This window comes from Xanthomonas sp. MUS 060, from assembly GCF_000963215.1.
Taxonomy (GTDB): domain Bacteria; phylum Pseudomonadota; class Gammaproteobacteria; order Xanthomonadales; family Xanthomonadaceae; genus Xanthomonas_A.
On sequence record NZ_JZIM01000011.1, the window covers coordinates 73,691 to 98,921 of the forward strand.

The 25,231-nt window shown below is 66.2% G+C and carries 13 protein-coding genes and 6 pseudogenes; 14 read left to right on the plus strand and 5 right to left on the minus strand.

Annotated elements, in window-relative coordinates; translation table 11 throughout:
• Positions 1 to 57 precede the first annotated feature (57 nt).
• Together XANALMUS060_RS11440 and XANALMUS060_RS11445 are read left to right on the plus strand one after the other, a co-directional pair.
• Positions 58 to 777 carry a pseudouridine synthase gene (locus tag XANALMUS060_RS11440; RefSeq protein WP_045738507.1) on the plus strand — a complete coding sequence of 240 codons (720 nt, stop codon included), beginning with the start codon at positions 58 to 60 and terminating at the stop codon, positions 775 to 777.
• An 84-nt stretch (positions 778 to 861) separates the two neighbouring features.
• On the plus strand, positions 862 to 1,929 hold the full coding sequence (locus XANALMUS060_RS11445; RefSeq protein ID WP_045738508.1) for a sensor domain-containing diguanylate cyclase: 1,068 nt from the start codon (positions 862 to 864) through the stop codon (positions 1,927 to 1,929).
• A gap of 15 nt (positions 1,930 to 1,944) precedes the next feature.
• Here XANALMUS060_RS11445 and XANALMUS060_RS11450 read toward each other — a convergent pair whose 3' ends face one another.
• Together XANALMUS060_RS11450 and kdgT are read right to left on the minus strand one after the other, a co-directional pair.
• Positions 1,945 to 2,892: a DMT family transporter gene (locus XANALMUS060_RS11450; protein ID WP_045727925.1), complete on the minus strand. Its 948-nt coding sequence runs from the start codon at positions 2,890 to 2,892 to the stop codon at positions 1,945 to 1,947.
• A gap of 56 nt (positions 2,893 to 2,948) precedes the next feature.
• Positions 2,949 to 3,923 carry a 2-keto-3-deoxygluconate transporter gene (gene kdgT, locus XANALMUS060_RS11455; protein WP_045738509.1) on the minus strand — a complete coding sequence of 325 codons (975 nt, stop codon included), beginning with the start codon at positions 3,921 to 3,923 and terminating at the stop codon, positions 2,949 to 2,951.
• Positions 3,924 to 4,257: 334 nt separating this feature from the next.
• On the opposite strand from kdgT, the pseudogene XANALMUS060_RS11460 reads away from it, so the two are divergent.
• Positions 4,258 to 5,701: pseudogene (locus XANALMUS060_RS11460) on the plus strand (serine hydrolase); the annotation flags it as partial.
• Between the two features lies 1 nt (position 5,702).
• Positions 5,703 to 6,839, plus strand: a pseudogene (locus XANALMUS060_RS11465) (serine hydrolase); the annotation flags it as partial.
• A gap of 112 nt (positions 6,840 to 6,951) precedes the next feature.
• Here XANALMUS060_RS11465 and XANALMUS060_RS18625 read toward each other — a convergent pair.
• The 3 genes and pseudogenes from XANALMUS060_RS18625 to XANALMUS060_RS11475 form a co-directional block, all read right to left on the minus strand.
• Positions 6,952 to 7,092: pseudogene (locus XANALMUS060_RS18625) on the minus strand (peptidylprolyl isomerase); the annotation flags it as partial.
• A gap of 384 nt (positions 7,093 to 7,476) precedes the next feature.
• Positions 7,477 to 8,706 (minus strand): annotated as a pseudogene (gene phaZ / locus XANALMUS060_RS11470) (polyhydroxyalkanoate depolymerase); the annotation flags it as partial.
• A 63-nt stretch (positions 8,707 to 8,769) separates the two neighbouring features.
• Positions 8,770 to 9,375 (minus strand): class I SAM-dependent methyltransferase, encoded by a 606-nt coding sequence (locus XANALMUS060_RS11475; protein ID WP_045738511.1) that lies wholly within the window; start codon positions 9,373 to 9,375, stop codon positions 8,770 to 8,772.
• A gap of 80 nt (positions 9,376 to 9,455) precedes the next feature.
• On the opposite strand from XANALMUS060_RS11475, the gene XANALMUS060_RS11480 reads away from it, so the two are divergent.
• From XANALMUS060_RS11480 to XANALMUS060_RS22045, 10 genes and pseudogenes are all read left to right on the plus strand, one after another.
• Positions 9,456 to 9,908: a CopD family protein gene (locus tag XANALMUS060_RS11480; protein ID WP_045738512.1), complete on the plus strand. Its 453-nt coding sequence runs from the start codon at positions 9,456 to 9,458 to the stop codon at positions 9,906 to 9,908.
• 119 nt (positions 9,909 to 10,027) lie between these two features.
• Positions 10,028 to 10,153 (plus strand): annotated as a pseudogene (locus XANALMUS060_RS18635) (IS5/IS1182 family transposase); the annotation flags it as partial.
• Positions 10,154 to 10,513: 360 nt separating this feature from the next.
• The gene (locus tag XANALMUS060_RS11485; RefSeq protein ID WP_045738513.1) at positions 10,514 to 12,256 is read left to right on the plus strand and encodes a ShlB/FhaC/HecB family hemolysin secretion/activation protein; all 1,743 of its coding nucleotides are present in this window, start codon (positions 10,514 to 10,516) and stop codon (positions 12,254 to 12,256) included.
• Between the two features lie 21 nt (positions 12,257 to 12,277).
• Entirely contained in the window at positions 12,278 to 12,589 is a 312-nt protein-coding gene (locus XANALMUS060_RS22035) for an autotransporter outer membrane beta-barrel domain-containing protein (RefSeq protein WP_052688151.1), read from the plus strand.
• A 15-nt stretch (positions 12,590 to 12,604) separates the two neighbouring features.
• Positions 12,605 to 14,842: pseudogene (locus XANALMUS060_RS23045) on the plus strand (filamentous hemagglutinin N-terminal domain-containing protein); the annotation flags it as partial.
• Between the two features lie 360 nt (positions 14,843 to 15,202).
• A complete protein-coding gene (locus XANALMUS060_RS23050; RefSeq protein WP_343122975.1) occupies positions 15,203 to 17,398 on the plus strand; it encodes a hypothetical protein in 2,196 nt (731 codons plus the stop codon).
• 356 nt (positions 17,399 to 17,754) lie between these two features.
• The gene (locus tag XANALMUS060_RS11495; protein WP_045738513.1) at positions 17,755 to 19,497 is read left to right on the plus strand and encodes a ShlB/FhaC/HecB family hemolysin secretion/activation protein; all 1,743 of its coding nucleotides are present in this window, start codon (positions 17,755 to 17,757) and stop codon (positions 19,495 to 19,497) included.
• A gap of 21 nt (positions 19,498 to 19,518) precedes the next feature.
• A complete protein-coding gene (locus XANALMUS060_RS22040) occupies positions 19,519 to 19,830 on the plus strand; it encodes an autotransporter outer membrane beta-barrel domain-containing protein (RefSeq protein WP_052688151.1) in 312 nt (103 codons plus the stop codon).
• A 60-nt stretch (positions 19,831 to 19,890) separates the two neighbouring features.
• Positions 19,891 to 24,924, plus strand: coding sequence for a filamentous hemagglutinin N-terminal domain-containing protein (locus tag XANALMUS060_RS11500; RefSeq protein WP_052688153.1), 5,034 nt, complete (start codon positions 19,891 to 19,893; stop codon positions 24,922 to 24,924).
• The coding region (locus XANALMUS060_RS22045) for a hypothetical protein (RefSeq protein ID WP_235430457.1) at positions 24,884 to 25,231 on the plus strand (348 nt) is incomplete at its 3' end. The genes XANALMUS060_RS11500 and XANALMUS060_RS22045, both read left to right, overlap by 41 nt.

Below are 25,231 nucleotides of genomic sequence, written 5' to 3' on the forward strand. Positions count from 1 at the left end.
TGCGCCTGATTGCCCGCTGTGCCTCGTCCCGAGTTCTCCGTTCCCAGCCCCGGTTCCATGTCCACTCGCCTCAACAAGCACATCGCCGAGAGCGGATTTTGCTCGCGCCGCGAGGCCGATCGCCTGATCGCCGCACGCCGCGTCACCGTCAATGGTCTGCCCGGCGGGGTCGGTTCGGTCGTGGGCGAGGGCGATGAGGTCAAGGTCGATGGTCAACCGCTGCGCGCACGCGTCCAGCACAAAGGTGGCCGCCTTCACGTCTATATCGCGCTGAACAAGCCGGTCGGCGTGACCTGTACCACAGAGCGTGAGGTCAAGGGCAACATCGTCGATTTCGTCGGCCACGAACAGCGCATTTTCCCGATCGGGCGTCTGGACAAGGACTCGGAAGGGCTGATCTTGATGACCAGCAACGGCGACATCGTCAACGAGATTCTGCGCGCGGAGAACCGCCACCAGAAGGAATACCTGGTGGCGGTGAACAGGCCGGTCACCGACGAGTTCCTGCGCGCTATGGCGCGCGGCGTGCGCGTGCACGACCAGATGACCCTGCCGTGCCGCACTGCGCGGATCGCCAAGTTCGGCTTCCGTATCGTGCTGGAGCAGGGTTTGAACCGGCAGATCCGCTTGATGGCGGCGGCGTTCGATTACCGCGTCACCCAGTTGCGTCGCGTGCGCATCGACAACATCAAACTCGGCGCACTCAAGCCGGGGCAGTGGCGCAATCTCACCGAACAGGAACTACGCGGGCTCCTGCCGCAGCGCCAGCAGTGGTAGCGGACCAGCGGGTGGTGGGGCTGGCAACGGCTGCGGATTGGGCGATACTGAGCAGCGACATTTGTCGCCGTCCTCCGGTACCCCGTGATCAAACCTTGCAAGTCCGACAACGAAGCCGCGCGTCTGCGCGCCCTGCACGCCCTGCATATCCTGGATACCGAGCAGGAAGACGCCTACCAGGATCTCGTGGACATCGCCGCCAGTCTCTGCGATACCCCTTCGGCGTTGATCTCGTTGGTGGACGAGGAGCGTCAATGGTTGAAATCGCAGCGTAATGTCAATCTGCTGAGTACATCGCGCGACGAATCGTTCTGCGGCCATACTATTTTGTCGCCGCAGCAGGTCATGATCGTTCCCGACGCCGCCGAGGATCCGCGTTTCAAGTCCAATCGCTTGGTGACCGAGGGAGGCGTGCGTTTCTATGCCGGCGCCCCATTGTTGACCGGTGATGGGTTGGCGGTCGGCACGTTGTGCGTGCTGGATAACCGCCCACGCACGTTGGACCCGAGCCAGGTGGCGGCGCTACAGGCGCTGTCGCGGCAGGTGATGCATTTGATCGAACTGCGCCGCACCAGCCATGCGCTGTCGCTGCAGTTGCGCGAGCGCGAATGGTACGAACAGCAGTTGTTGCGATATCAATCGTCGCTGGAAATGCTCAATGCCGACCTGCTCGAACAGGCACGCACCGATCCGCTGACCGGTCTGCTCAACCGCCGCGCCTTTGCCACCGCGTTGATGGTGGAGGTTGAGTCGGCGCAGATGAATGCCACAGCGCTCAGCTTGGCTATCCTGGATCTGGATTACTTCAAGAGCATCAACGACCTGCATGGTCACGACAAGGGCGACGAGGTGCTGTTGGCGTTGGCGCGGATGTTGCGCCTGCATGTGCCGTCTGACGGCCTTGTGGCGCGCTACGGCGGCGAGGAGTTCGCGATCCTGTTGCCGTGGATGCAAACGGAACAGGCAGTGCATACGTGCGAAGTAATACGCGAGGAAACGGGTTTATTGCGGGTTGGCGTGCCGATTACCACGAGTATCGGTGTGGCCACCTTACGCGCGCCCGAGAGCGCCGAGCAATTTCTCAAACGTGCCGATCAGGCGTTGTACCAGGCCAAGCGTGCCGGCCGCGATTGCGTGTCTCTGGCCGAATGAGTGCTGTTGCGCGACTCAGTTAAGTGAGTTCTTCGCTTCGCTGGTGGCTAGCAGCTCGGGATGTTGCACCCGTTTGGCGCGGGTCATTAGCGGGTGCAGGAACACTGCACTGAGGATCACCGTCACGCCCAGGTAGAACAGTGCGGTGAGTTGTTTTTGTTCGTCCAGCAGCACGATCGCAAAGAGGATCGCATAGACCGGCTCCAGGTTGGTGATCAACTGCACCGCGTAGGCGCTGAGTCGGCGTAGCGCCACCAGCGCCAGCGCGAACGGCAGCAGCGTGCATAGCAGTGCCAGTGCCACCAACAGCACGCTGTCGTGCAGGCTCGGCAGCATCAGTAACGGCCCGCTCAACGCTGGCAGCACCAACGGCAGTAGCGGTGCCAGCAGGGTCAGGGTGAGAGCGCCTGCGCCCAATTCCACTGCGGTGACCGTGAGCGGATCGGCATGGTCGACCAGGCGCTTGTTGAGCGAACCGAAGGCTGCCACAAAAAGTGCCGATGCCGCGCCGACCACGACCCCGGCACGCATCCCGTGCGGCACCCCGCCGACCACCAGCGCTACCCCCGGCAGCACCGCCAGACCGAACACCAATTCGCTGGGACGGAACGGACGCCTGGCCACCCACGGCTCGATCACGGCGGTGAATACCGGTGCCAGCGCGATGCAGGTCGCCGCGACCGAGGCATTGGCTAGCTTGATCGCGCCATAGAAGGTCAGCCAGTGCAGGCCAACCAGGATGCCGACCATGGCGTAGCCCAGTGCCAGTTTTGCGTTCAGCGCGGCCAGTCCACGCCATACACGCGGCACCAGCGCCAATGCCAGCACGACAATCAGCATTCGCCACCACACCAGCGGCAGCGCGGGTAGGGTGATCAGTTTGCCGAGGATGGCGGTCATGCCCCAGAGCAACACGCACAAATGAATTTGCAACTGGGCTTTGCTGGTGGGGTGGGGTGACATGCGGCTATTGTCGCGCAAAGCGTGGCATCGGCGCGGTGGCTGGCTGGCGTGCGAGGTCAGTGGCTGGTGTCCTGCGTGGCCGAGGCCGGTGCGATCCTGCGCGCGTACAGCGCAGTGAGCAGCGGTACCAGCAGCGAGGTCACGATCACCGACGTCGCGACCAGGACGGTGGCAGCCGGGGCTGTCGCCTTGAATTGCGGTGCCATTGCCGCGATCAGTGCCGGTGTGGCCACCGCCGCGCCGGCAGTCCCGGAAGCGGCGATGCCTGCGCTACCGCTGCCACCGCCCAGCAGCCGGTCGGCCAGCAGCAGCGGGATGCCGGTGACGAAGACGACCAGCAGGCCGAGCAGAATCCCCGCCGGACCACCTTCGACGATGGCGTGTAAATCCAATGTATTGCCGAGCGCGAAGGCGAAGAACGGAATCAGCGCGGGCACCGCGCGACTGAACAAAGTGCGCAGTTGCGGATCCAGATTGCCAAGTCCGAAACCCACCAGCAGTGGCAGCACCGCACCCACCAACAGGCGTGGTTCGAACGTGGCGACACCGGCGCTGCCCAGGATGAGCATGGTGACCAGCGGCCCGGACTCCAGCGACATCAGTACCACCGCGCCGGCCTCGCCGGGCGCGCCGTACTGCTGCATGACCGAGGCGAACAAGCCGCCGTTGGTCATGTCCATTGCTGCGACCAGGGCCAGCACCGACAGGCCCTTCCACAGGCCCGCCTCGATCCCGTTTGGTGGTAGCAGCTGCGCGCCGACGACCGCTACCAGCCATGCCACCGCGATCTTGGTCAGCAACAGCACCCCGGATTTGCGCAGCACCCGACCGCCGGCGCGCAGCTGGATCGACGCGCCCATGCAGAAAAACCACACTGCCAGAATCGGCACGATGCCCGTGACCAACCCTTGGGTGAATCCGCCGAACCATGTGCCCACTTGCGGCCATACGCTATGCAGCGCTGCTCCAAGAAACAAGGGGACGAGCATCATGCCGCCGGGAATGCGTTCTACGGTCTGCTTGATCTGCATTGCGTGGGTCCAGTGGATACGTGAGGGAGAAACCGCCACCGCGTCGGGTGTTGCGATCACCGATGTCGCGATTATTTGAGGGTTTTACCGCATCCTCGCGACGTGTGGATGGCATCGGCAGGAGGTTGTTCGCACGCGCTCAGCCCGGCGCGGGCGAATCGATCAACTGCCGAATCGATGTTGTGCTGCGGTTCGCGTCCACGATGCGGGTGACTTCACTCTCTGGCGCTGCCGTCGCTTCGTGTCCTGGCCTACACTGCGCTGCGTATCTGTTGCGGGTGGAGTCGGTGATGCGCCCGCGACCATGTGTAGGTTCCCTTCAGGAGCGATGGATTTGAAAAGTATATCGATGGGCTGTGGCCTGCTGTTGGCGATGAGTGTCAGCGCGCAGGCGCAGGTGCCGACCCCCGTGCTGCCGCCGTCGTTGCAGGATCTGGATGCGCGTGTGGAGCGGGTCCGCAAACAGTTCGACGTCCCCGGTATCGCCATTGCCATTGTCAAGGACGGGCAGGTGGTGCTGGAGCGCGGCTACGGTGTGCGCGAATTGGGCAAGCCGGAGCCGGTGGATGCGCAGACCCTGTTCGCCATCGCCTCCAACACCAAGGCGTTTACCGCTGCGGCGCTGTCGATCTTGGCCGACGAGGGCAAGCTGAGTCTGGATGATCGCGTCGTCGAGCATTTGCCTTGGTTCCAGATGTCCGATCCCTACGTGACACGCGAGATGCGCGTGCGCGATCTCCTGGCGCACCGGAGCGGATTGAGCTTGGGCGCTGGCGATCTGCTGTTCCTGGCCTGCCACCAGTTACAGCAACGAGGAGGTGGTGCGGCGGTTGGCGCATGTGCCGCTGAAGGGGGGCTTCCGCGACCGCTACGCCTACGACAACATCCTATATGCCGTGGCGCAGAAGTTGATCGAGCAGGTCTCCGGGCAGAGCTACGCGGCGTTCGTGCAGCAGCGCATCTTCGTGCCCGTGGGCATGCAGGGCGCACGCATCAACAGCGATCATCTACAGGCGGGCGATCAGGCGGCGGTCGGTCATGCCAAGTTCGACTTTCGCCAGTTGCGCACGGTGTCGCCGTTGACCTGGTCCAATAATTCCGGTGCCGGCGGCATCTATGCCAATGTGCACGACATGGCCAAGTGGATGCTGGTGCAGCTCGACGGTGGCCGCTTGCCTTCGCTCGACGGGCAGGAGCGGCGCTTGTTCAGTGCGCAGCGCCAGCAGGAGATGTGGCAGGTCATCACTCCAATCGCGATCTCCGAGCCGAGCGTGCCGGAGTTGCTGCCGGCCAAGCCGAACTTCGCCGGCTATGGCGAGGGGTGGAGCCTGAGCGACTACCGTGGCGCCAAGCTGGTCTGGCATACCGGTGGCTGGCCGGGCATGGTGTCGCGATTGACGCTGGTGCCCGAGCGCAAGCTGGGCGTGATCGTGCTGACCAACCAGGAGGTCGGTGCGGCTTTCAATGCGATCACCCTGCAGGTGCTCGATGCCTACCTTGGCGCGCAAGCGACCGATTGGACTGCGGCGTATGCCGCGGCGGAGGCCAAGGCCGATGCCGGCGCCGACGCGGATTGGGCCAAGCATGTGGCCGCACGCGATGCCAAGTCCAAACCCTCGCTGCCATTGGCCGGTTATGCCGGCACTTACCGCGACCCCTGGTATGGCGAGGTGATGGTGCGTCTAGAGGGTAAGAGGCTGGAGTTGCGTTTCAGCAAGACCGCGCAATTGGTGGGTAGCCTGGAGCATTGGCAGCACGACACCTTCATCGTGCGCTGGCTGGCCTGCCACCAGTTACAGCAACGAGGAGGTGGTGCGGCGGTTGGCGCATGTGCCGCTGAAGGGGGGCTTCCGCGACCGCTACGCCTACGACAACATCCTATATGCCGTGGCGCAGAAGTTGATCGAGCAGGTCTCCGGGCAGAGCTACGCGGCGTTCGTGCAGCAGCGCATCTTCGTGCCCGTGGGCATGCAGGGCGCACGCATCAACAGCGATCATCTACAGGCGGGCGATCAGGCGGCGGTCGGTCATGCCAAGTTCGACTTTCGCCAGTTGCGCACGGTGTCGCCGTTGACCTGGTCCAATAATTCCGGTGCCGGCGGCATCTATGCCAATGTGCACGACATGGCCAAGTGGATGCTGGTGCAGCTCGACGGTGGCCGCTTGCCTTCGCTCGACGGGCAGGAGCGGCGCTTGTTCAGTGCGCAGCGCCAGCAGGAGATGTGGCAGGTCATCACTCCAATCGCGATCTCCGAGCCGAGCGTGCCGGAGTTGCTGCCGGCCAAGCCGAACTTCGCCGGCTATGGCGAGGGGTGGAGCCTGAGCGACTACCGTGGCGCCAAGCTGGTCTGGCATACCGGTGGCTGGCCGGGCATGGTGTCGCGATTGACGCTGGTGCCCGAGCGCAAGCTGGGCGTGATCGTGCTGACCAACCAGGAGGTCGGTGCGGCTTTCAATGCGATCACCCTGCAGGTGCTCGATGCCTACCTTGGCGCGCAAGCGACCGATTGGACTGCGGCGTATGCCGCGGCGGAGGCCAAGGCCGATGCCGGCGCCGACGCGGATTGGGCCAAGCATGTGGCCGCACGCGATGCCAAGTCCAAACCCTCGCTGCCATTGGCCGGTTATGCCGGCACTTACCGCGACCCCTGGTATGGCGAGGTGATGGTGCGTCTAGAGGGTAAGAGGCTGGAGTTGCGTTTCAGCAAGACCGCGCAATTGGTGGGTAGCCTGGAGCATTGGCAGCACGACACCTTCATCGTGCGCTGGCGCGATCGCTCGCTCAATGCCGATGCTTTCCTGAGCTTCGCCCTCAACGCCGACGGCAAAGTGCGCCAGGCGCGCATGCAGGCGATTTCGCCGTTGACGGATTTCAGTTTCGACTTCCAGGATCTGGTATTGACCCCGGTGCAGTGAATGCGGGAGCGGCGATGTTCGCAAGTCCAGCGCCGCAGCGCGGCGCCGGTCTGAGTGTGTTGTCCAAAAATAGCGTGCAGTCGTGCCAGCGCAAACGCGCGCTGGCTTGGCCTCAGTGCGGTGGCGTGCGCACCGGTAGCGGTACGTTGCAAAGGTCGATATGCCAAACCGGGCGCTTGTAGAAATCGTCATGACGGTTGCGCCACGCTGCGACCACGTCGCGGAACCTCTGCGTATCGGTCCGCAGCAACTGCTTCCAAATAGAGCGTGTTGGCCGGGTCCAAGTTACGCCAATCGCTGGGCTTTGAGGCATCCAGAATCTGCTGCGGACTGCGATAAGGTATCTGCTTGGTTTAAGCCGTAGCTGCGTTGGCTGCCGTGGTCGAGCAAAGCAGCGCGAGGACGAGCAGAGGCGAGCGCAATGGCATTGGCGTGATCCGGTCGAAGGTCGTTCGATTTTCACCGAAGCGCTGGTCGCTGCCAATGCATTGACGACGCGGCGGGTTTCACCGCGTCAGCGCTCATCCCCTATGCCGCCATGGCGGTGTGTTCAGCGTGTCTTGTCGTTGTTGCGACGTTGCTTCAGTGGGCTGATGTTGCCGACCGGCACCGCAGCCTTGGCTGCACCGGCATTGGCGGCGATGAAGGCGCGTACCTGCGGATAGACGATCTCGCGCCAGCGGCGGCCGCTGAAAATGCCGTAATGGCCGGCGCCTTTCACTTCCAGATGCTGGCGGCGCTGCGCGGCGATGCCGGTGCACAGCTCGTGTACCGCCGCGGTCTGGCCGAGGCCGGAAATATCGTCCAGTTCGCCTTCGATACTGAGCAGTGCGGTGTCGCGAATCGCCGATGGATCCACGCGTTCGCCGCCGACCGTCCATTCCCCACGCGGCAGCAGGAACTCCTGGAACACCACCCGGATCGTATCCAAATAGTAGGAGGCCGGCATGTCCAGCACCGCGTTGTATTCGTCGTAGAAGCGGCGGTGCGCCTGAGCGTCCTGCAAATCGCCTTTGATCAGGTTGGCGTAGAAATCCCAGTGCGACATGAAATGCCGGCTCGGGTTCATCGCCAGAAAACCGATGTGCTGCAAAAAGCCCGGATACACCTGGCGGCCATGGCCGGGATACGCCGACGGCACGGTGTGGATGAGGTTGTGCTCGAACCAGGACAGCGTGTTGCGCGTGGCCAGGTTGTTGACCTCGGTGGGGCTGTGTCGAGCATCGATCGGCCCGCCCATCATCACCAGCGAGCGCGGTGTGACTTCGCCGCGCGCGGCCATCAACGACACCGCCGCCAGCACCGGCACGGTCGGCTGGCACACGCTCATCACGTGCAGCGATGCGGCGCCGATATGGCGAATGAATTCCTGCACGTAGTCGACATAGTCGTCCAGGCCGAAGTCGCCTTCGCTCTGCGGCACCATGCGTGCATCGATCCAGTCGGTGACGTAGACCTTGTGGTCGCGTAGCAGGGTGCGCACGGTATCGCGCAGCAGCGTGGCATGGTGGCCGGACAGCGGCGCCACCACCAGCACGGCGGGTTGCTGCTTGAGGCTGTCCACGATGGCGGTGTCGTCGCTGAAGCGCTTGAAGCGCAGCAGGCGGCAGAACGGTTTGTGCAGGACTTCCTGCTCGACGATCGGCAGCGCGTGGCCGTTGATTTCGACATGATCCAAAGACCAAGCCGGTTTCTCGTAGTCCTTGCCCAGACGATGCAGTAGCTCGTTGCTGGCGGCGAACCGGTCGGCTCCCGGCAGCGTCGACCATATACTGTTGGCGTCGGAGAAGATCTTGGCGTTGGCCTCGGCCTGGTGGACCCAGGGCGCGAGCAGGTTGCGGGTCAGTTCGTGCAATTGGTAAAGCATGCCGGTGTTCCCATCCTGAGCGTATGCTGCTGTGCAGCATAACCTATCGCGGTCGGTTGCTCCTTAACAGGGGGGCGGACCTGTCGTCTCCAGCGCCGCTGCATCGCCCGCCATCGCGGGGCTCAGCCAGCAGTGACTGCCCACCGGGCGCAAGCCGACTGCACCAAATTGGCGTCGGTACCAGCGTGCTGCACGTGGCTGGAACTCGGCATGGTCGCCATCGAAGTCGTCCTGCGCGGTGAAGGTCTCCAGGAATGCGACCCCGCCGCACAGCTCGGCCAGGCCTGGCAGGCCCTGGCGCAATTCGCGGCTGGGGACGTAGTGCAGGACATCCGAGCACACCAGCAGATCCACCGGGGCGCACGGTCGCAGCCAGGCGAAATCGCCGAAGCGCGCCGGGTGCAGGTTGCGTTGGCGGCCATAGCGGGCGACCGCATAGTCGCTGCTGTCGAAACCGAGGTAGCGCAGCTTGGGGCGTTGTTTCAGCAGCGGCGCGCGCCAAGCCCCTTCGCCGCAGCCGATGTCGAGCACGCTGCGGATCGGGCGTTCCAAGTAGTACTCGGCCTGCGCGATGGCGAGTGCGACCTTGCGTGCCAGACGCGCGGCATTGCCGATGCCGTCGCGGCGGTACCAGCGTTGGAAGTAGTCGGCGTCGTATTGTTTGTGCATGCGCGCGTGGGTCCGTGCGGTCGCGGGACGAATGGGACAAAATGGCACGACATCCTACGCCAGCGACCTGGAGCCAGCGCATGCAACTCTATCTGTGGATCAAGTCCTTGCATTTGCTGTTCGTGATCGCCTGGATGGCGGCGGTGTTCTACCTGCCGCGCATCCTGGTCAACGCGGCCGAGAGCACGGGCCAGCCGCAGGTGCAGGAGCGGCTGGCACTGATGGGGCGTCGTCTGTACCGTTTCGGCCACAGCATGTTCGGTCTGGCGTTGTTACTGGGATTGGTGCTGTGGCTAGGCTATAAGGTGCTGCCAAATTTCCCGACCATGGTCGTGCCGGACCACAGCGGTTGGTTGCACGCCAAGCTGGGCTTGGTGGCGTTGATGCTGGCCTACTATGTGTTCACCGGACGCTGGCTCAAGTGGGTAGGGCAGCAGGCGCTGCCGTCCTCGCGCGCGCTGCGGCTGTTCAACGAGGTGCCGGTATTGGTGTTGCTGGTGGTGATCTGGTTGGTGCTGGCGAAGCCGTTTTGAGTGGGCTCGACGCCTAGGGCCTGTCATCAATTGCTCGGCGGATAGGCGATGCTTGTTGCCCCTTTCCGCCTCATTCTGCCATGGCACGTCGCGACGCCCTGCGAGACGATCAATGGGATCGACATCTGATCGAGAACTTCTTTGCCAAACTCAAACAGTACCGGGCCATTGCCACCCGATACGACAAGACGGCCTGCAACTTCCTCGGCGCCATCGACCGGGTCGCATCAGTTAATTTTACTTAATTGATGACGGGGCCTAGTCGCTCGGCGAGCTCTGCCAGGGCTAACGATCCGTCACTTGCCGGACCGCTTCCACCTTCGCACGGCCGCCCTAGTTGGCGTGCTCATGTGTCGATGGATTGAGCGCGGCATGCGGTGAAGGCCGATGCGTTTCAGCGGCTCAAGTCTTTAGCACCGACACGCGGCCATGTGTTGGGATAAGTACCCTGGAAGTCGCGCACATTTCGTCTCTTTTGGTAGACAAATATCCATCGTGTCTGTGCCTCCGTCAGGCCGCTGAGTATTCTTATGTAGACAAAGGGGACCGGCGCAGGCTCGGTTGTTGTTTGATTGTGTCACTGGGCTGGAGCGCTTCATCCATAGATGGATATTCGCAGGAAGGGGATGGCGCGCAATCGCGCCAAGTGGTGTATTGCCTTATTGGCAGGGGTTGGTTCGCCGGTGTTGGCGCAACAGGCCAGCGATCCTGCGGCGCAGCAGTTGCTGTTGCAGCAAGAGCGCGAGCGGGTGTTGCGCGAGCAGCAGGAGGCCCGGCCGGATGTGCGGTTGCAAGCCGCGCCGGTCGATGGCGTGCAACGCCTGCCGGCGCAGGAGTCGCCGTGTTTCCGGATCAACCATATCGTCCTTGATGGCACGCAGGCCAAGGCGTTTGCCTGGGCCTTGAAGGCGGCCGATCCGAAGCAGGATCCGGCGACCGGACGCTGCTTGGGCACCGAGGGCATCAATCTGGTGATGACGCGGGTGCAGAACGCGGTGATTGCGCGTGGCTATGTGACCACGCGGGTGCTGGCGGCGCCACAGGATCTCACTGGCGGCACGTTGCGGTTATCGCTGGTGCCCGGTTACGTGCACGCGGTGGGCTTCACCACGCCGGCGACGGCGCATGCGGCGGTGTGGAACGCGGTGCCCACGCACAGCGGGGCATTGCTCAATCTGCGCGATATCGAGCAGGGGCTGGAGAACTTCCAGCGGGTGCCGACGGTGACGGCGGATATCCAGATCGCCCCGGCGCAGGGCGAGGGCGTTGGGCCGGGCGAGAGCGACCTGGCCATTGCCTGGCAGCAGCACCGGCGCCTGCGCGCCAGCCTGAGCCTGGACGATGCCGGCAGCAAGGCGACCGGCAAGATGCAGGCCAACGGCACGGTGTCGTGGGACAACCCGTTGCACGTGAACGACCTGTTCTACGTCAGCCTGGGCAAGGGCGTGTTCAACGCCGCCGGCCAGTCCACCGACAGCTGGACGGCGCATTACGATGTTCCCTATCGCTACTGGCTGTTCGGGGTGACCGCCAGCGCCTACGACTACGTCCAGCCGGTGGCCGGCGCCACCCAGACCTACGACTACAGCGGCCGCAGCCGCAATGCCGAAGCGCGTGTGGATCGTCTGCTGCTGCGCAATGCCAAGACCAAGATCGGGGTGTATGGGCGTGGCTGGTGGCGGCAATCCAACAGCGCCATCGACGACACCGAGATTCTGGTGCAGCGTCGGCGCACCGCCGGCTGGGAACTGGGGCTGACCGATCGGCAGTTCCTGGGCAAGGCCACGCTGGATGGCAGTGTGGCCTATCGCCGCGGCACCGGGGCGTTCGGCGCGCTGCGTTCGCCGGAGGAGCGCGCGCACGCCTTCGCACCGCAGTTGCCGCTGGACGGGACCTCGCGGATGGCCTTGATCCTGGCCGATGCGCAACTGGTGGTGCCGTTCCAGCTTGGTGGCCAGCGTCTGCGCTACACCGCCGCCTGGCGCGCGCAGTGGAACCGCACGCCGCTATCGCCGCAGGACCGCTTTGCCATCGGCGGGCGCTACACGGTGCGCGGCTTCGATGGTGAATTGACGCTCAGCGGCGAGCGCGGCTGGCTGCTGCGCAACGAACTGGACCTGGTACTGGGCAGCGGCCTGGAAGCCTATCTGGCTGCCGATACCGGGCGGATCGGCGGGCCGTCGGCGCAATTCCAGGCGGGTCAGGAGCTGACCGGTCTGGCGTTGGGCCTGCGCGGCAATTGGCAGCACATCAGCGTGGATGGTTTCGTCGGCGCACCGCTACAGCATCCGGCGCATTTGCCCATTTCTTACAGCACGTTCGGCCTCAGCCTGACCTGGCACCTTTAAGCGCTCACAAGGAGCAGTGACATGAATCGCATCTATCGACTGGTGTTCAACCGGGCGCTGCGCGTGTGGCAGGTCGCCTCGGAACAGGTGCGCCGCCCGGCGGGCAGTGCGTTGCGTGGCGCGGACGCGGGCCCGACACGGATGACCCGCCTGTGCTGGGCGCTGTGCTGGGTACTTGCAGGTGTGGGGATGTCCGGTGCGGCGCAGGCGCAGGCGATGGGGCGCATCGTGGGCGATCCCACTGCACCCGGCGCGCAGCGCCCGACGGTGCTCAACGCCGCCAATGGCGTGCCGCTGGTGAACATCACCACGCCCTCGGCGGCGGGGGTGTAGCGCAACAGCTACAGCCAGTTCGACGTGGGCCGGCAGGGAGCGATCCTCAACAACTCCCCCGTGCAGAGCCAGACCCAACTGGGCGGTTGGGTGCAGGGCAATCCGTGGCTGTCCACCGGCGCCAAGGTGATCCTCAACGAGGTCAACGGGCCGGTCAGCCAACTGGGTGGCTACGTGGAAGTGGCCGGGGCGCGGGCGGAAGTGGTCATCGCCAATCCGGCGGGCATCCAGGTCGATGGCGGCGGCTTCCTCAACGCCAGCCGGGTCACGCTGACCACCGGCACACCGCTGGTCTCCAACGGTGCGCTGGATGGGTATCGGGTGAGCGGCGGGACGATCCAGATTACCGGCGCCGGCCTGGATAGCCGTGGCGCCGACTACACCGGCCTGCTGGCGCGTGCGGTGCAGGTCAACGCGGGGATCTGGGCCAATCAAGTGCAGGCGGTGCTCGGCAGCAACGTGGTCAGCGCCGATCAACACCAGATCACCGCGCAGGCGGCCAGCGGCACGGCGCCGACGTTCGCGCTGGATGTCGGGGCGCTGGGTGGCATGTTCGCCAACAAGATCTGGCTGATCGGCAACGAGCACGGCGTGGGTGTGCGCAACGCGGGCAACCTGGGCGCGCAGGCGGGCGAACTGGTGGTCACGGTGGACGGCCGTCTGCAGAACAGCGGTGCGCTGCAATCGCAGCAGGACACGCAGATCGCGGCCAGCGGCGGCATCGCCAATGCCGGCGTGGTCAGTGCGCGTGGCACCTTGCAGGTCAACACCGCCGCGGATGTGGACAACAGCGGTGGCACGCTCAATGCGCAGCGCTTGCAGATCGCGGCGGCGACGTTGCGCAACCAGGGTGGCAAGATCGAGCAGACCGGCCTGCAAGCACTGGGAGTGAATGCAGGCAGCCTGAGCAACCGCGCCCAGGGCAGCCTGGGGACGGTGGCCGGCAGCGACGGACAGGGGAACACGCCTGCCACCGGAACTGGCACGGGCACTGGGACGAGCGGCGGCGGCGGCACCGGCGGCGCTGGCACCACGTCCGGTGGCGGCACGACGCCAAACTCCGGCAGCGGCCAAACCACGACCGGCGCGCCGCTGGCCGCAGGCCTGTTGAGCATCGCCGGTGCGCTCGATAACGACGGCGGGCGCATCGATGGTGCTGGCCCGATCGCCGTGTCGGTGGCTTCCGGGCTGGACAACAGCGCCGGACGTCTGGGCGTGGCCGCGCTGAGCGTGCGCGGAGACCTGCGCAACCAGGCCGGCACCCTGGCGGTGTACGGCGATGCGGATTTGCAACTGGGTGCGCTGGTCAACGACCAGGGCCACCTGGACGTGGCCAACGCGCTGGGCTTGAACGCGGCTTCGTTGAGCAACCAAGGTGGCAGCCTGCGCCATGGCGGCAGCGATGCGACGGCCTGGCACGTGCAGGGCCTGCTGGACAACACTGGCGGCGTGCTGTCCAGCAACGCGGCGGCGTGGCAACTGGACGCGCAGACGGTGCTCAACGTCAATGGGCACATCACCCACAGCGGCGCCCAAGGGCTGAGCCTGACCGCACAGGACTGGTCCGGTGCCGGCGGCCAGATCGCCACGCCGGGTGCGCTGGTCTGGCGGGCTGGCAGCATCGACCATCGCGCCGCCACGACGAGCGCCAGCATGCTGGATGTACAAGCCGACAGCCTGGACAACCGCGGCGGCAGCTTGCTGTCCACCGGCACGCAGGCGGCCAGCGTGCAAGTGCGCGATCTGCTGGACAACGGCGCCGGTGGCAGTATCGCCAGCAATGGCGATCTGAGCCTGGGGGCCGGTACCTTTGGCAATGCCAACGGCCAGGTGCAGCAGGCTGGTAGCGGGATGTTGCGCATCGCCGCCGGCAGTCTGGCCGGCAGCGGTGGCCGGCTGCTCAGCAACGGCGGATTGACGGTGAGCGGCGGTGCAATCGACCTGAGCGCGGGCAACACGTCGGCGCAGTGGATCGGCATCCACGCCGATAGCCTGAGCACCGCTGGTGGCCAATTGACTTCGCTGGGCACGCAGACGCTTGCCCTGCAGGTGCAGGGTGGCTTGAACAACCATGGCGGTCGCCTGCTCGGCAACGCGGGGATCACCCTGCAGGCCGGCGCGCTGGACAACGGCGGCGGCACGCTGCTGGCGGCCGGCCACGACGGGGCGCAACTGACCATCGGCGGCACCCTGGACAACACGGCCGGGACACTGTCGGCCAATGGCGCGGTGATGGTCCAGGCCGACAGCGTGCTCAATCGCGGCGGCAGCGTGCTCGCCGCTGGCGGTGCGGCGTTGCAGATCGGAGCGACGAGCCTGTTGGATAACAGCCAGGGCGGTCGCCTGGCCGCCAGCGGCGACGTCAGCGTGCGCGTGGCGACACTGGACAACACCTTGGGCGCGATCGAGCACGCCGGCGACGGCACCTTGAGCGTGGCCGCGCAGACCCTGCAGGGCGCCGGCGGCAAGGTGCTGACGCAAGGGAGCCTGCAACTGAGCGGCGGCGATCTGGAACTGGGCGCGGGCAGCACGACCCAGGCCAAACAGATCACCCTCTTCGCCGACACCTTGAACACCGCGGGCGGTCACGTGATGGCCACCGGCGACCAGGCCATGACGCTGCATCTGAGCGGTGCGCTGGACAACGACGGCGGCAGCATCGCCGGCAATGGTGCGCTGGTCTTGCAGGCCGGCGCGCTGTCCAACCGCGGCGGCACTCTCACCGCGGCGGGCAGCGCCGAGAGCGACATCGTGGTGAGCGGGCAACTGGACAACACCCAGGGCACCGTGGCCAGCAACGGCAGCCTGCTGTCCATCAGCGCGGACCAATTGATCAACGCCCACGGCACCCTCAGCCACACTGGCAGCCAGGGACTGGCGCTCACCGCCAACGGCGTGACCAACACGCAAGGCAGCATCGTCAGCAGCGCCGCGCTCACCTTGACGGCCAACACGGTGGATCAACGCCAGGGCACCCTGGGCGCGGCCAGCCTCCAGGTGCAGGCCGGCACGCTGGACAACAGCGCAGGTGGGCGGATCGTGGCCAGCGGCAATGCCGCCAGCGTGCTGCACGCGCAGGCGTTGAACAACGCCGGCGGCACAGTGGCCAGCAATGGCGATCTGACCGTGCAAGCGACATCGCTGAACAACACGCAGGGCGCCATCCAGCACGCCGGCAACGGACAATTGCAGATTGCGGCGGACACGCTGAGTGGCAGCGGCGGCAGCATCGTCAGCAATGGCACCCTGGGCATCACCGGGCAAAGTACCGACCTGAGCCATGGCACCACCACGGCGCAGACCATCGCGATCACCACCGGCACGCTCAGCACCGCCGGCGGCCACCTGACCGCCAGCGGCACCCAGGCATTGAACCTCAACGTTGGCGGGACGCTGGACAATACCGGCGGCGCGATCGGTAGCAATGGCGTGCTGGCCTTGCACGCGCAGCGCCTGCTCAACGTGCAGGGCAGCGTGCAGGCGGCGGGTCAGGGCCTGTCGACGCTGCGTATTGCGCAGGATCTGCAGAACCAGCAAGGCAAGCTCCTGCTGGGCGGCGCCGGGCAGCTCAACGCGGCCAGTCTGGCGAACCAGGGCGGCATCGTCTCGGCCGCCGGCAACGCCTTGCAGGTGCAGGTGGACGGCGCACTGGACAACCACGCACACGGGGTGATCTCCAGCGGCGGCCAACTGGCCCTGACGGCCGGCACGCTGGATAACAGCAGTACCGGCACGGTCGTGGCCGGTGGTGACATGAGCGCGCAGCTCGGCGGAGCCCTGGATAACGACGCGGGCATCCTCCAGGCGAACGGTGCTGCGCAACTGCAAAGCGCTGGGCTATCCAACCGGAGCGGCAGCGTGGTCGGCGGCACGCTGAGCGTGGACACCCAGGGGCAGACGCTGGATAACAGCAGCGGCACCCTGGGTAGCCAGAGCGGCGCACTGTCCGTGCACAGCGGTCCCCTCCTCAACGCGGGTGGGCGGGTGCAGTCCAAGACCGACCTATCGGTGCAAACCGACGGCCAGGCCATCGTCAACACTGGCTCCGGGGCCAACGGTGGCCTGTTGGCCGGTGGTCGTCTGCAAGTGGATGGCGGCAGCCTGGACAATCGCGGTGGCGTCGTCTTTGCCCAGGGTGATGCGCGGCTGGGGTTGAGCAGCGTGGACAACAGCGCTGCCGGCAGCCTGAGCGCGGCGGGCAATCTGGCGTTGAACGCGGCGACGTTGAACAACGCGGGCGGTCGGGTCCAAGGTGGGCAGACCCTGGCCCTGACCCTGGGCGGCGATCTGAACAACCAGGCCGGGTTGCTCGCGGCCAATGGTTTGTTGAGCCTCACCGCGGCGACGCTGGACAACCGCAACACCCTCACTGCCGGCAACACGCTGGGCGTACAGGCCGGACAACTGCAACTGCAGGCGCAGGCGCTGAACAACCAGCAGGGCCAGGTGCTCAGCAACGGCGCCAGCAGCGTGCAATTGAGCGCGGGGCTGGATAACAGCGGTGGACGGATCGCCTCCGGCGGCAGCTTGAACACCCATGCCGACGCGCTGACCAACACCGCTGGCATGCTGCGTTCGCAAGGCAACCAGTTCCTGGCCGCGCGCGCGCTCAGTGGCGATGGACAAGTGCAATCCCAGGGCGATCTGAGCCTGAACCTGCACGAAAGCCTGACCAATACCGGGCAACTGATCGCCAACGGCACCCTGTCCGTGCACACCGACGGCGATCTGCTCAACCAGGGCGTGCTGCGCGCGGGCAATCTGGATGTGTCTGCTTCCAATGTGGACAACGCGGTTTTACTTAATTGATGACGGGGCCTAGTCGCTCGGCGAGCTCTGCCAGGGCTAACGATCCGTCACTTGCCGGACCGCTTCCACCTTCGCACGGCCGCCCTAGTTGGCGTGCTCATGTGTCGATGGATTGAGCGCGGCATGCGGTGAAGGCCGATGCGTTTCAGCGGCTCAAGTCTTTAGCACCGACACGCGGCCATGTGTTGGGATAAGTACCCTGGAAGTCGCGCACATTTCGTCTCTTTTGGTAGACAAATATCCATCGTGTCTGTGCCTCCGTCAGGCCGCTGAGTATTCTTATGTAGACAAAGGGGACCGGCGCAGGCTCGGTTGTTGTTTGATTGTGTCACTGGGCTGGAGCGCTTCATCCATAGATGGATATTCGCAGGAAGGGGATGGCGCGCAATCGCGCCAAGTGGTGTATTGCCTTATTGGCAGGGGTTGGTTCGCCGGTGTTGGCGCAACAGGCCAGCGATCCTGCGGCGCAGCAGTTGCTGTTGCAGCAAGAGCGCGAGCGGGTGTTGCGCGAGCAGCAGGAGGCCCGGCCGGATGTGCGGTTGCAAGCCGCGCCGGTCGATGGCGTGCAACGCCTGCCGGCGCAGGAGTCGCCGTGTTTCCGGATCAACCATATCGTCCTTGATGGCACGCAGGCCAAGGCGTTTGCCTGGGCCTTGAAGGCGGCCGATCCGAAGCAGGATCCGGCGACCGGACGCTGCTTGGGCACCGAGGGCATCAATCTGGTGATGACGCGGGTGCAGAACGCGGTGATTGCGCGTGGCTATGTGACCACGCGGGTGCTGGCGGCGCCACAGGATCTCACTGGCGGCACGTTGCGGTTATCGCTGGTGCCCGGTTACGTGCACGCGGTGGGCTTCACCACGCCGGCGACGGCGCATGCGGCGGTGTGGAACGCGGTGCCCACGCACAGCGGGGCATTGCTCAATCTGCGCGATATCGAGCAGGGGCTGGAGAACTTCCAGCGGGTGCCGACGGTGACGGCGGATATCCAGATCGCCCCGGCGCAGGGCGAGGGCGTTGGGCCGGGCGAGAGCGACCTGGCCATTGCCTGGCAGCAGCACCGGCGCCTGCGCGCCAGCCTGAGCCTGGACGATGCCGGCAGCAAGGCGACCGGCAAGATGCAGGCCAACGGCACGGTGTCGTGGGACAACCCGTTGCACGTGAACGACCTGTTCTACGTCAGCCTGGGCAAGGGCGTGTTCAACGCCGCCGGCCAGTCCACCGACAGCTGGACGGCGCATTACGATGTTCCCTATCGCTACTGGCTGTTCGGGGTGACCGCCAGCGCCTACGACTACGTCCAGCCGGTGGCCGGCGCCACCCAGACCTACGACTACAGCGGCCGCAGCCGCAATGCCGAAGCGCGTGTGGATCGTCTGCTGCTGCGCAATGCCAAGACCAAGATCGGGGTGTATGGGCGTGGCTGGTGGCGGCAATCCAACAGCGCCATCGACGACACCGAGATTCTGGTGCAGCGTCGGCGCACCGCCGGCTGGGAACTGGGGCTGACCGATCGGCAGTTCCTGGGCAAGGCCACGCTGGATGGCAGTGTGGCCTATCGCCGCGGCACCGGGGCGTTCGGCGCGCTGCGTTCGCCGGAGGAGCGCGCGCACGCCTTCGCACCGCAGTTGCCGCTGGACGGGACCTCGCGGATGGCCTTGATCCTGGCCGATGCGCAACTGGTGGTGCCGTTCCAGCTTGGTGGCCAGCGTCTGCGCTACACCGCCGCCTGGCGCGCGCAGTGGAACCGCACGCCGCTATCGCCGCAGGACCGCTTTGCCATCGGCGGGCGCTACACGGTGCGCGGCTTCGATGGTGAATTGACGCTCAGCGGCGAGCGCGGCTGGCTGCTGCGCAACGAACTGGACCTGGTACTGGGCAGCGGCCTGGAAGCCTATCTGGCTGCCGATACCGGGCGGATCGGCGGGCCGTCGGCGCAATTCCAGGCGGGTCAGGAGCTGACCGGTCTGGCGTTGGGCCTGCGCGGCAATTGGCAGCACATCAGCGTGGATGGTTTCGTCGGCGCACCGCTACAGCATCCGGCGCATTTGCCCATTTCTTACAGCACGTTCGGCCTCAGCCTGACCTGGCACCTTTAAGCGCTCACAAGGAGCAGTGACATGAATCGCATCTATCGACTGGTGTTCAACCGGGCGCTGCGCGTGTGGCAGGTCGCCTCGGAACAGGTGCGCCGCCCGGCGGGCAGTGCGTTGCGTGGCGCGGACGCGGGCCCGACACGGATGACCCGCCTGTGCTGGGCGCTGTGCTGGGTACTTGCAGGTGTGGGGATGTCCGGTGCGGCGCAGGCGCAGGCGATGGGGCGCATCGTGGGCGATCCCACTGCACCCGGCGCGCAGCGCCCGACGGTGCTCAACGCCGCCAATGGCGTGCCGCTGGTGAACATCACCACGCCCTCGGCGGCGGGGGTGTAGCGCAACAGCTACAGCCAGTTCGACGTGGGCCGGCAGGGAGCGATCCTCAACAACTCCCCCGTGCAGAGCCAGACCCAACTGGGCGGTTGGGTGCAGGGCAATCCGTGGCTGTCCACCGGCGCCAAGGTGATCCTCAACGAGGTCAACGGGCCGGTCAGCCAACTGGGTGGCTACGTGGAAGTGGCCGGGGCGCGGGCGGAAGTGGTCATCGCCAATCCGGCGGGCATCCAGGTCGATGGCGGCGGCTTCCTCAACGCCAGCCGGGTCACGCTGACCACCGGCACACCGCTGGTCTCCAACGGTGCGCTGGATGGGTATCGGGTGAGCGGCGGGACGATCCAGATTACCGGCGCCGGCCTGGATAGCCGTGGCGCCGACTACACCGGCCTGCTGGCGCGTGCGGTGCAGGTCAACGCGGGGATCTGGGCCAATCAAGTGCAGGCGGTGCTCGGCAGCAACGTGGTCAGCGCCGATCAACACCAGATCACCGCGCAGGCGGCCAGCGGCACGGCGCCGACGTTCGCGCTGGATGTCGGGGCGCTGGGTGGCATGTTCGCCAACAAGATCTGGCTGATCGGCAACGAGCACGGCGTGGGTGTGCGCAACGCGGGCAACCTGGGCGCGCAGGCGGGCGAACTGGTGGTCACGGTGGACGGCCGTCTGCAGAACAGCGGTGCGCTGCAATCGCAGCAGGACACGCAGATCGCGGCCAGCGGCGGCATCGCCAATGCCGGCGTGGTCAGTGCGCGTGGCACCTTGCAGGTCAACACCGCCGCGGATGTGGACAACAGCGGTGGCACGCTCAATGCGCAGCGCTTGCAGATCGCGGCGGCGACGTTGCGCAACCAGGGTGGCAAGATCGAGCAGACCGGCCTGCAAGCACTGGGAGTGAATGCAGGCAGCCTGAGCAACCGCGCCCAGGGCAGCCTGGGGACGGTGGCCGGCAGCGACGGACAGGGGAACACGCCTGCCACCGGAACTGGCACGGGCACTGGGACGAGCGGCGGCGGCGGCACCGGCGGCGCTGGCACCACGTCCGGTGGCGGCACGACGCCAAACTCCGGCAGCGGCCAAACCACGACCGGCGCGCCGCTGGCCGCAGGCCTGTTGAGCATCGCCGGTGCGCTCGATAACGACGGCGGGCGCATCGATGGTGCTGGCCCGATCGCCGTGTCGGTGGCTTCCGGGCTGGACAACAGCGCCGGACGTCTGGGCGTGGCCGCGCTGAGCGTGCGCGGAGACCTGCGCAACCAGGCCGGCACCCTGGCGGTGTACGGCGATGCGGATTTGCAACTGGGTGCGCTGGTCAACGACCAGGGCCACCTGGACGTGGCCAACGCGCTGGGCTTGAACGCGGCTTCGTTGAGCAACCAAGGTGGCAGCCTGCGCCATGGCGGCAGCGATGCGACGGCCTGGCACGTGCAGGGCCTGCTGGACAACACTGGCGGCGTGCTGTCCAGCAACGCGGCGGCGTGGCAACTGGACGCGCAGACGGTGCTCAACGTCAATGGGCACATCACCCACAGCGGCGCCCAAGGGCTGAGCCTGACCGCACAGGACTGGTCCGGTGCCGGCGGCCAGATCGCCACGCCGGGTGCGCTGGTCTGGCGGGCTGGCAGCATCGACCATCGCGCCGCCACGACGAGCGCCAGCATGCTGGATGTACAAGCCGACAGCCTGGACAACCGCGGCGGCAGCTTGCTGTCCACCGGCACGCAGGCGGCCAGCGTGCAAGTGCGCGATCTGCTGGACAACGGCGCCGGTGGCAGTATCGCCAGCAATGGCGATCTGAGCCTGGGGGCCGGTACCTTTGGCAATGCCAACGGCCAGGTGCAGCAGGCTGGTAGCGGGATGTTGCGCATCGCCGCCGGCAGTCTGGCCGGCAGCGGTGGCCGGCTGCTCAGCAACGGCGGATTGACGGTGAGCGGCGGTGCAATCGACCTGAGCGCGGGCAACACGTCGGCGCAGTGGATCGGCATCCACGCCGATAGCCTGAGCACCGCTGGTGGCCAATTGACTTCGCTGGGCACGCAGACGCTTGCCCTGCAGGTGCAGGGTGGCTTGAACAACCATGGCGGTCGCCTGCTCGGCAACGCGGGGATCACCCTGCAGGCCGGCGCGCTGGACAACGGCGGCGGCACGCTGCTGGCGGCCGGCCACGACGGGGCGCAACTGACCATCGGCGGCACCCTGGACAACACGGCCGGGACACTGTCGGCCAATGGCGCGGTGATGGTCCAGGCCGACAGCGTGCTCAATCGCGGCGGCAGCGTGCTCGCCGCTGGCGGTGCGGCGTTGCAGATCGGAGCGACGAGCCTGTTGGATAACAGCCAGGGCGGTCGCCTGGCCGCCAGCGGCGACGTCAGCGTGCGCGTGGCGACACTGGACAACACCTTGGGCGCGATCGAGCACGCCGGCGACGGCACCTTGAGCGTGGCCGCGCAGACCCTGCAGGGCGCCGGCGGCAAGGTGCTGACGCAAGGGAGCCTGCAACTGAGCGGCGGCGATCTGGAACTGGGCGCGGGCAGCACGACCCAGGCCAAACAGATCACCCTCTTCGCCGACACCTTGAACACCGCGGGCGGTCACGTGATGGCCACCGGCGACCAGGCCATGACGCTGCATCTGAGCGGTGCGCTGGACAACGACGGCGGCAGCATCGCCGGCAATGGTGCGCTGGTCTTGCAGGCCGGCGCGCTGTCCAACCGCGGCGGCACTCTCACCGCGGCGGGCAGCGCCGAGAGCGACATCGTGGTGAGCGGGCAACTGGACAACACCCAGGGCACCGTGGCCAGCAACGGCAGCCTGCTGTCCATCAGCGCGGACCAATTGATCAACGCCCACGGCACCCTCAGCCACACTGGCAGCCAGGGACTGGCGCTCACCGCCAACGGCGTGACCAACACGCAAGGCAGCATCGTCAGCAGCGCCGCGCTCACCTTGACGGCCAACACGGTGGATCAACGCCAGGGCACCCTGGGCGCGGCCAGCCTCCAGGTGCAGGCCGGCACGCTGGACAACAGCGCAGGTGGGCGGATCGTGGCCAGCGGCAATGCCGCCAGCGTGCTGCACGCGCAGGCGTTGAACAACGCCGGCGGCACAGTGGCCAGCAATGGCGATCTGACCGTGCAAGCGACATCGCTGAACAACACGCAGGGCGCCATCCAGCACGCCGGCAACGGACAATTGCAGATTGCGGCGGACACGCTGAGTGGCAGCGGCGGCAGCATCGTCAGCAATGGCACCCTGGGCATCACCGGGCAAAGTACCGACCTGAGCCATGGCACCACCACGGCGCAGACCATCGCGATCACCACCGGCACGCTCAGCACCGCCGGCGGCCACCTGACCGCCAGCGGCACCCAGGCATTGAACCTCAACGTTGGCGGGACGCTGGACAATACCGGCGGCGCGATCGGTAGCAATGGCGTGCTGGCCTTGCACGCGCAGCGCCTGCTCAACGTGCAGGGCAGCGTGCAGGCGGCGGGTCAGGGCCTGTCGACGCTGCGTATTGCGCAGGATCTGCAGAACCAGCAAGGCAAGCTCCTGCTGGGCGGCGCCGGGCAGCTCAACGCGGCCAGTCTGGCGAACCAGGGCGGCATCGTCTCGGCCGCCGGCAACGCCTTGCAGGTGCAGGTGGACGGCGCACTGGACAACCACGCACACGGGGTGATCTCCAGCGGCGGCCAACTGGCCCTGACGGCCGGCACGCTGGATAACAGCAGTACCGGCACGGTCGTGGCCGGTGGTGACATGAGCGCGCAGCTCGGCGGAGCCCTGGATAACGACGCGGGCATCCTCCAGGCGAACGGTGCTGCGCAACTGCAAAGCGCTGGGCTATCCAACCGGAGCGGCAGCGTGGTCGGCGGCACGCTGAGCGTGGACACCCAGGGGCAGACGCTGGATAACAGCAGCGGCACCCTGGGTAGCCAGAGCGGCGCACTGTCCGTGCACAGCGGTCCCCTCCTCAACGCGGGTGGGCGGGTGCAGTCCAAGACCGACCTATCGGTGCAAACCGACGGCCAGGCCATCGTCAACACTGGCTCCGGGGCCAACGGTGGCCTGTTGGCCGGTGGTCGTCTGCAAGTGGATGGCGGCAGCCTGGACAATCGCGGTGGCGTCGTCTTTGCCCAGGGTGATGCGCGGCTGGGGTTGAGCAGCGTGGACAACAGCGCTGCCGGCAGCCTGAGCGCGGCGGGCAATCTGGCGTTGAACGCGGCGACGTTGAACAACGCGGGCGGTCGGGTCCAAGGTGGGCAGACCCTGGCCCTGACCCTGGGCGGCGATCTGAACAACCAGGCCGGGTTGCTCGCGGCCAATGGTTTGTTGAGCCTCACCGCGGCGACGCTGGACAACCGCAACACCCTCACTGCCGGCAACACGCTGGGCGTACAGGCCGGACAACTGCAACTGCAGGCGCAGGCGCTGAACAACCAGCAGGGCCAGGTGCTCAGCAACGGCGCCAGCAGCGTGCAATTGAGCGCGGGGCTGGATAACAGCGGTGGACGGATCGCCTCCGGCGGCAGCTTGAACACCCATGCCGACGCGCTGACCAACACCGCTGGCATGCTGCGTTCGCAAGGCAACCAGTTCCTGGCCGCGCGCGCGCTCAGTGGCGATGGACAAGTGCAATCCCAGGGCGATCTGAGCCTGAACCTGCACGAAAGCCTGACCAATACCGGGCAACTGATCGCCAACGGCACCCTGTCCGTGCACACCGACGGCGATCTGCTCAACCAGGGCGTGCTGCGCGCGGGCAATCTGGATGTGTCTGCTTCCAATGTGGACAACGCGGCCAGCCAGCGGCGAAATCAGCAGCCAGGGCGTCACCCACGTGCAGGCCGGCGGGCAATTGACCAATCGCGGCCTGATCGACGGCGCGCTGACCCAACTGCAAGCGGCGACCGTGGACAACGTGGGCACCGGGCGCGTGTATGGCGACCACATCGCCATCGCCGCGGGCACCTTGCTCAACCGTGCCGAGAGCGTGGCCGGGGTGACCCATGCCGGCACCGTGGCCGCGCGCCAGCGCCTGGACATCGGCGTGGGCCAGTTGAGCAACACCGACAGCGCCTTGATCTACAGCGATGGTGATGCGTCCATCGGCGGAGCGCTGGATGGCAACCAACAGGCCATCGGCAATGCCGCCCGGGTGGACAACCTCGGCTCCACCATCGAGATTGCCGGCACGCTGGCGCTGCATGCCAGCGCGCTGAACAACGTGCGTCAGAACGTGGTGGTGACCCAGACCACGAGCACCGCCGCGCCGGTGCGCCTGGATCAACCGAGCTGGCGCAACAACGGCAAAAATGCCCACAACGAGTTGCGCAGCACCAGTAACTACGGCGCCTACGAGATCTACTACCTCAACCCGCAGGACATCCTGCAGGACACGGTGTAC

Coding starts and splice junctions, on each gene's coding strand:
- XANALMUS060_RS11440 (WP_045738507.1), top strand. CDS start 58: ATGTCCACTCGCCTCAACAAGCACATCGCCGAGAGCGGATTTTGCTCG.
- XANALMUS060_RS11450 (WP_045727925.1), bottom strand. CDS start 2,892: ATGTCACCCCACCCCACCAGCAAAGCCCAGTTGCAAATTCATTTGTGC.
- kdgT (WP_045738509.1), bottom strand. CDS start 3,923: ATGCAGATCAAGCAGACCGTAGAACGCATTCCCGGCGGCATGATGCTC.
- XANALMUS060_RS11475 (WP_045738511.1), bottom strand. CDS start 9,375: ATGCACAAACAATACGACGCCGACTACTTCCAACGCTGGTACCGCCGC.
- XANALMUS060_RS11480 (WP_045738512.1), top strand. CDS start 9,456: ATGCAACTCTATCTGTGGATCAAGTCCTTGCATTTGCTGTTCGTGATC.
- XANALMUS060_RS11485 (WP_045738513.1), top strand. CDS start 10,514: ATGGATATTCGCAGGAAGGGGATGGCGCGCAATCGCGCCAAGTGGTGT.
- XANALMUS060_RS22035 (WP_052688151.1), top strand. CDS start 12,278: ATGAATCGCATCTATCGACTGGTGTTCAACCGGGCGCTGCGCGTGTGG.
- XANALMUS060_RS23050 (WP_343122975.1), top strand. CDS start 15,203: ATGACGCTGCATCTGAGCGGTGCGCTGGACAACGACGGCGGCAGCATC.
- XANALMUS060_RS11495 (WP_045738513.1), top strand. CDS start 17,755: ATGGATATTCGCAGGAAGGGGATGGCGCGCAATCGCGCCAAGTGGTGT.
- XANALMUS060_RS22040 (WP_052688151.1), top strand. CDS start 19,519: ATGAATCGCATCTATCGACTGGTGTTCAACCGGGCGCTGCGCGTGTGG.